A 4,975-nucleotide genomic window follows, 5' to 3' on the forward strand; every position below is an offset into this window, starting at 1 on the left:
CCCAGGGCACCCAGTTCCACGGCGGCGCCGGCGGGCTCGGCATCGCCTCCAACTGACCCGGCACGGCCTGGTCGCAGCCCCTGGCTCAAGGCCGGTCACCGCACGGTGGCCGGCCTTCGCCATGCCCGCTGCGCGCTACAGCAGCGCCAGCGCGGCGTCACGGGCCGCGTCGCTCGCCGGGAGCAGCGGGAGCCGCACCGACGGCGTGGCGATGCGGCCCTGAGCGTGCAGCACCGCCTTCACCACCGCCGGGTTGGGCTCGGCGAACAGGGCCGCCGACAGCGCGGCCAGGCCGGACCCGAGCTTGCGGGCCGCGGCCACGTCACCGGTCCGCCACGCCTCGTACAGCGACACGTACGCCGCCGTCTCCACGTGGGCCGAGGCCAGGATGCCGCCGCTCGCGCCGAGGGCCAGCAGCGGGGAGATCACCGCGTCGTCGCCGCCGAGCACCGCGAAGCCCGGCGGCACCGCGGCCAGGAACGCGAGCGTGTCGCCGGAGACCGGGCCGTCGGCGAGCTTCATGCCCACCACGCCGGGGATGGACGAGATCTTCAGGAGGGCGGGCGGCGAGAGGAGCTGACCCGTGCGGTACGGGACGTGATAGACCACCACCGGCACCGGTGACGCCGCCGCGACCGCCCGGAAGTGGGCGACCACGCCGGCCTCGCCGGGACGGGTGTACGGCGGCACCACCACCATCGCCGCGACGCCCGGCGGCAGCGCGGCGACCTCGGCGGCGCACGCCGCGGTCGAATTGCCGCCCACGCCGATGAGCAGCGGCGCGCCCAGTGACCGGCACGCCGACACGACCTCGGCGCGCTCGGCCGCGCTCAGCGTCGAGGGCTCGCCGGTCGTGCCGAGCGCCACGAGACCGGCCGCGCCGGCGGCCAGCACGGACTCCCCCAGCGCGCGCAGCGCCGCCGCGTCCACGGCGCCGGAGGGGTCGAAGGGGGTCACGAGCGGTACGAAAACTCCGGAAAGATCCACGTCCCCAGCGTGGGCCCACTCGAGCACCAGGTCCAGTTCACAATCGCACGGTCGAGCGTAAGCTCAGCTGATGCTCGATGTCCGGAGGCTGCGGCTGCTGCGCGACCTCGCCCAGCACGGCACGATCGCGGCGGTCGCGGCCGCGCACACCTACACGCCCTCGGCGGTGTCGCAGCAGCTCGCGGCGCTGGAGCGGGAGGCCGGCGTGGCCCTGCTGGAGCGGACCGGGCGTCGCGTCGCGCTCACCCCGGCCGGCCGCACGCTCGTGGCCCACGCCGAGGAGGTGCTCACGGCACTCGAACGGGCCGGCGCCGCGCTCGCCGCCAGCCGCGCCGGCCTGTCCGGGCCGCTGCGCATCGGCGCGTTCCCGACCGCGATGCGCACCCTGCTGCCGCCGGCCCTGGTGGCGCTCGGCGACGCGCATCCGGCTCTCGAGCTGACCGTGCAGGAGCTGGACCCGGCGGTCGTACCGCGGCTGCTGCGCGACGGCACCCTGGACGTTGCCCTGGTGCACGACTACGACCTGGTGCCCATCGAGCCCGATCCGGCGCTGCGGACCGCGCCCCTGCTCGACGAGACGATCTTCATCGCCGCGACCGGCCCGCGGCGGCTGGCGCAGTGCCGCGGCGAGCCGTGGATCCTCGCCAGCCGGGGCACGCTGTGCCACACGATGACGGTCCGGGCATGCGAGGCCGCCGGCTTCACTCCGCGTGTCCGTCACCACGCCGACGACTTCGTCACCGTCCTCACGTTCGTCGCCGCCGGCCAGGGCGTCGCGCTGGTCCCGGAGCTCGCCGCGACCGACGTGCCCGGCGGCGTGGTCCTCACGCCCCTGCCGACCCGCCGCCGCACCCGGCTGGCGTTCCGCGCGGGCGCGGCGCACCACCCCGCGGTCGCGGCCTTCGCCCACACGCTCGGCATCGACCTGGACGAGCGCGCGGGGTGACCACTCGGCCGCCTCCCGCCACGCGACGTGATCAGCGCGCGCCGAGCCGCTCGCGCAGCCACGGGATCATCACGTCGGCCTGGTCCTGCTGAAACCGGCGCACCGTCGGCAGGCCGGGCGGGGCGGGCCGGCGCGCCCGGTCGGTGAACATGCCGGCCAGGCCGGCCACGCACCCGGTGATGTCGTCGGGGCCTGCGTGCACCACGTCGTCGCAGAGGTGCCCGCCGTACAGCCGGACGTTGAGGACTAGCGCCAGCGTGTCGTACCAGGCCGGCCCCACACACCCGAACGGCCAGTCGATCACCACCACCGACCCGTCGGGCCGGATCAGCATGTTGTCGGCCCGCAGGTCACCGTGCACGAGCCGATCGCCGTCCAGCGCGGCCAGCCCCCGCTCGGCGAGCTCGACCAGCAGCTCCAGATGGCCGGCGACCCACGGGTCGAGCCGCTCGGGCGGGCCGGCCGCGATCCGCCGCCACCCGTCGAAGTCCTCGCGGACCTCGTCCCGCAGCGAGGGCAGCCCCGCGACGGGCACCGCGAGCCGCCGCAGCACCTCGAGCGCGGCCGCGACCTCGGCGTCCTCCCAGGGCGTGCGCGGATGCCGCCCGTCGACGTCCTCGAAGACCAGCGCCACCCAGTCCCCGTCGTCGTACACCCCGAGCAGCCGCGGCGCCGGCACCCCGCCCGGCAGCGCCGCCGCGACCCTGGCCTCGGCCCGGTGCATGGCCGGGCTATGGTCGTTGAGCGCGCTCCCGACGGCCTTGACGAACGCCCGCCGCCCGGCGGCCGTACGCACCCGATCGGCGGTGCCGGGCGAGAACCCACCCGGCTGCGAAACCGCTTCGACGACCTCGCCCCCGAGCACGCGAGCGATCCCGTCCCGCACGTTGCCGGGCAGATCGCCCCACCCGATGCGCACCCCAGACGCCTGCACCATCGGCCGATCGTCCCGGTCCCGGCAGCGCCGCGTCCACCGATATGCGCCGGAGCCGCCGGCTCATCACGATCTAGCCAACCAGCGTTTGATGGTGGTCCTGGACGAGCTGCGGCTGAGCGAGGTCACCTCGTCCCCGGTCTGTCGGCGGTCGGCACAGCGGCGATCCTGGCCCAGACCGGTGACCCGAACCGGTTCTCCAGTGCCCGGGCGCTGGTCAAGCACGCCGGTTTGGCACCGCGGGAGAAGCTGTCCGGCACCTTCGAAGGCCGCACGAAACTGACCGGACAAGGACGTCCCGGACTTCGGCTGCCGGCATGGCGAGCCGTCTGGGTGCGCAACGCGCCAGCCCGGTCTACGCCACCCGGTTCACCCGCCTGACCACCCGGGAGCAGAACAAGCTCACCGTCATCCAGGCCCAGGCCGTGATCGCCGCCGCGATCCTGCGGCAACTGCACGCCGTCGTCACCACCGGCCGGGCCTCGGACCCGGGCATCGCCACCCACGGCGCCGTACGTCACGCGGTGATGCCTATCGCAGCCTGACATCAGTAGACGGCCCGTCAAGCTGGGTCGGGGCGAGCCCCACGCGGCATTGAGGAATCACGGTTACTCGACGCTCATCATGGGCAGCCCGATTACACGCTGCTGGGACGAGCCCCATTACTGCTATGCAGGAAGGTGCACCATCTGACATTATGGACTGTCGTTCGGGGCGGTGGTTTCGGTCGGGTTCTGGGATAATTTCATACATGGGGCAGCTCGGATTGTTTTCAAGGGCGGAGTTGGCTGCCATGCGTGACCCGACCAGGTCACGTCGTTATTCTCCAGCGAAGGAGCAGTTCCGCCGGGAGCATGCACGGCATCGGGAATGGGGCCTGGCCAGAAGGCACGCCGAGAAGCTCCGCCGTCTCCGCGGCGACACCCCGCCGGCGGTCAGCGACCAGCGCGGCGGATCGGTGCAGGTGCCGCCCTCGCCGCCCTCGCCGCCCTCGCCGCCCTCGCCGGTCACGCCGTCTGACCAGGCACAACGTCCCGCGAGCGGCACCGCGGCAAATGACTGCGATCCCGCGCCGAGCCAGGCGGACGGCGCCGGACGGTCCGGTCCTATCCGGAAGCGTCGTCGCGCATCCACGCAACAGCTGCGCCGGCCCGCCGGCCCAGCGACGCATCGAATGATTGGCGGCAATATACGGCCGACGATGTATTGTGGCCGTCTTTCGACAATGCCGCGCGCGGCCGGGCGGCATTTTCGCCGAATGCTCCGCAAGGCGGGAACAAGCAACCGCTGTACTTGTGGACCGCCGCTGCCGATTCCCGAATGTCTCGGCAATGGCGATGGCCCATGCAACGCGCACATCGGCAAATGCGGATGCGCTGCTTGCGGATCGATCACCCCTTGACGCTACATAGCGTCACCACAGTCCAAAGACGCGGCGCCCCCGCCTCCAACGGCTCGCGCCGCTCAGGTGTCAGGTCGTGTACACGGGAGTGTCAATGCGCGAACAGGCCACGCGACCGTTGTCGGACGCCCTATAGCCAGGCGCGCGCTCGGGATTCGCCGCGTTTGCGTCGCTCGTACTTCCACCTTGCCCAGCGGATCAGATGACGATAAACGCGCTTGCCGATCGGGGTGCATCGATGCATCCACCGCAGAGTTCGTGTTGCGTTCCGGGTGCACCGCGACGGAGTACTTCGACAAGTACCGGTTCGAGGCCGACCCGGCGCTGCTGGATGAGGTCGCGGTCGGCCTGGCCGTGCTCGTCCCGCCCGACGCCGAGGTGCTGGCCGGCCTCGAGATGGGCGGGATCGCCGTGGCGGTGGCGCTGGCCGGGCACACGGGCCGGGCGTGCGCGTTCGTGCGCAAGACCACGAAGCCCTACGCCCGAGGCCCACCGCGAGCACCCGGCCGCGTTCGTCGACGACCTCGATGGTGGACGGCTGACCTACTCTTTGGGCATGCCGGACCGCCTCGATGGCCGATGTCCGGGGTCAGGTCGGTCGCTGCCGGCCGTTGCCGGTGGCGAACACCCGCACCTGCGCCGACAGCTGGAACGCGCCGCCTCGCCGAGGACCGCCGAGATTGCGGGCCGCCGGGTCGTGTTCGTC

General features: G+C 72.9%; 5 protein-coding genes. 3 read left to right on the forward strand and 2 right to left on the reverse strand.

Translation table 11 applies throughout. From position 1 onward, the window contains the following. Window positions 1-135: 135 nt before the first annotated feature. Complete coding sequence (locus ABT297_RS29140; protein WP_350555361.1) at window positions 136-957, reverse strand: dihydrodipicolinate synthase family protein; 822 nt, start codon at window positions 955-957, stop codon at window positions 136-138. Window positions 958-1,057: 100 nt separating this feature from the next. Here ABT297_RS29140 and ABT297_RS29145 point away from each other — a divergent pair, with 100 nt between their 5' ends. Continuing rightward, complete coding sequence (locus ABT297_RS29145) at window positions 1,058-1,933, forward strand: LysR family transcriptional regulator (protein WP_350555363.1); 876 nt, start codon at window positions 1,058-1,060, stop codon at window positions 1,931-1,933. 31 nt (window positions 1,934-1,964) lie between these two features. Here ABT297_RS29145 and ABT297_RS29150 read toward each other — a convergent pair whose 3' ends face one another. After that, window positions 1,965-2,870: a phosphotransferase family protein gene (locus tag ABT297_RS29150; RefSeq protein ID WP_350555365.1), complete on the reverse strand. Its 906-nt coding sequence runs from the start codon at window positions 2,868-2,870 to the stop codon at window positions 1,965-1,967. Between the two features lie 165 nt (window positions 2,871-3,035). Here ABT297_RS29150 and ABT297_RS29155 point away from each other — a divergent pair, with 165 nt between their 5' ends. Both ABT297_RS29155 and ABT297_RS29160 read left to right on the forward strand, forming a co-directional pair. Further along, on the forward strand, window positions 3,036-3,248 hold the full coding sequence (locus ABT297_RS29155) for a transposase (protein WP_350555460.1): 213 nt from the start codon (window positions 3,036-3,038) through the stop codon (window positions 3,246-3,248). After that, the gene (locus ABT297_RS29160) at window positions 3,185-3,412 is read left to right on the forward strand and encodes a hypothetical protein (RefSeq protein WP_350555367.1); all 228 of its coding nucleotides are present in this window, start codon (window positions 3,185-3,187) and stop codon (window positions 3,410-3,412) included. The genes ABT297_RS29155 and ABT297_RS29160 overlap by 64 nt, the downstream gene beginning before the upstream one ends. Window positions 3,413-4,975: the final 1,563 nt, after the last annotated feature.

The organism is Dactylosporangium sp. NPDC000555 (assembly GCF_040300025.1).
Lineage (GTDB): Bacteria > Actinomycetota > Actinomycetes > Mycobacteriales > Micromonosporaceae > Dactylosporangium.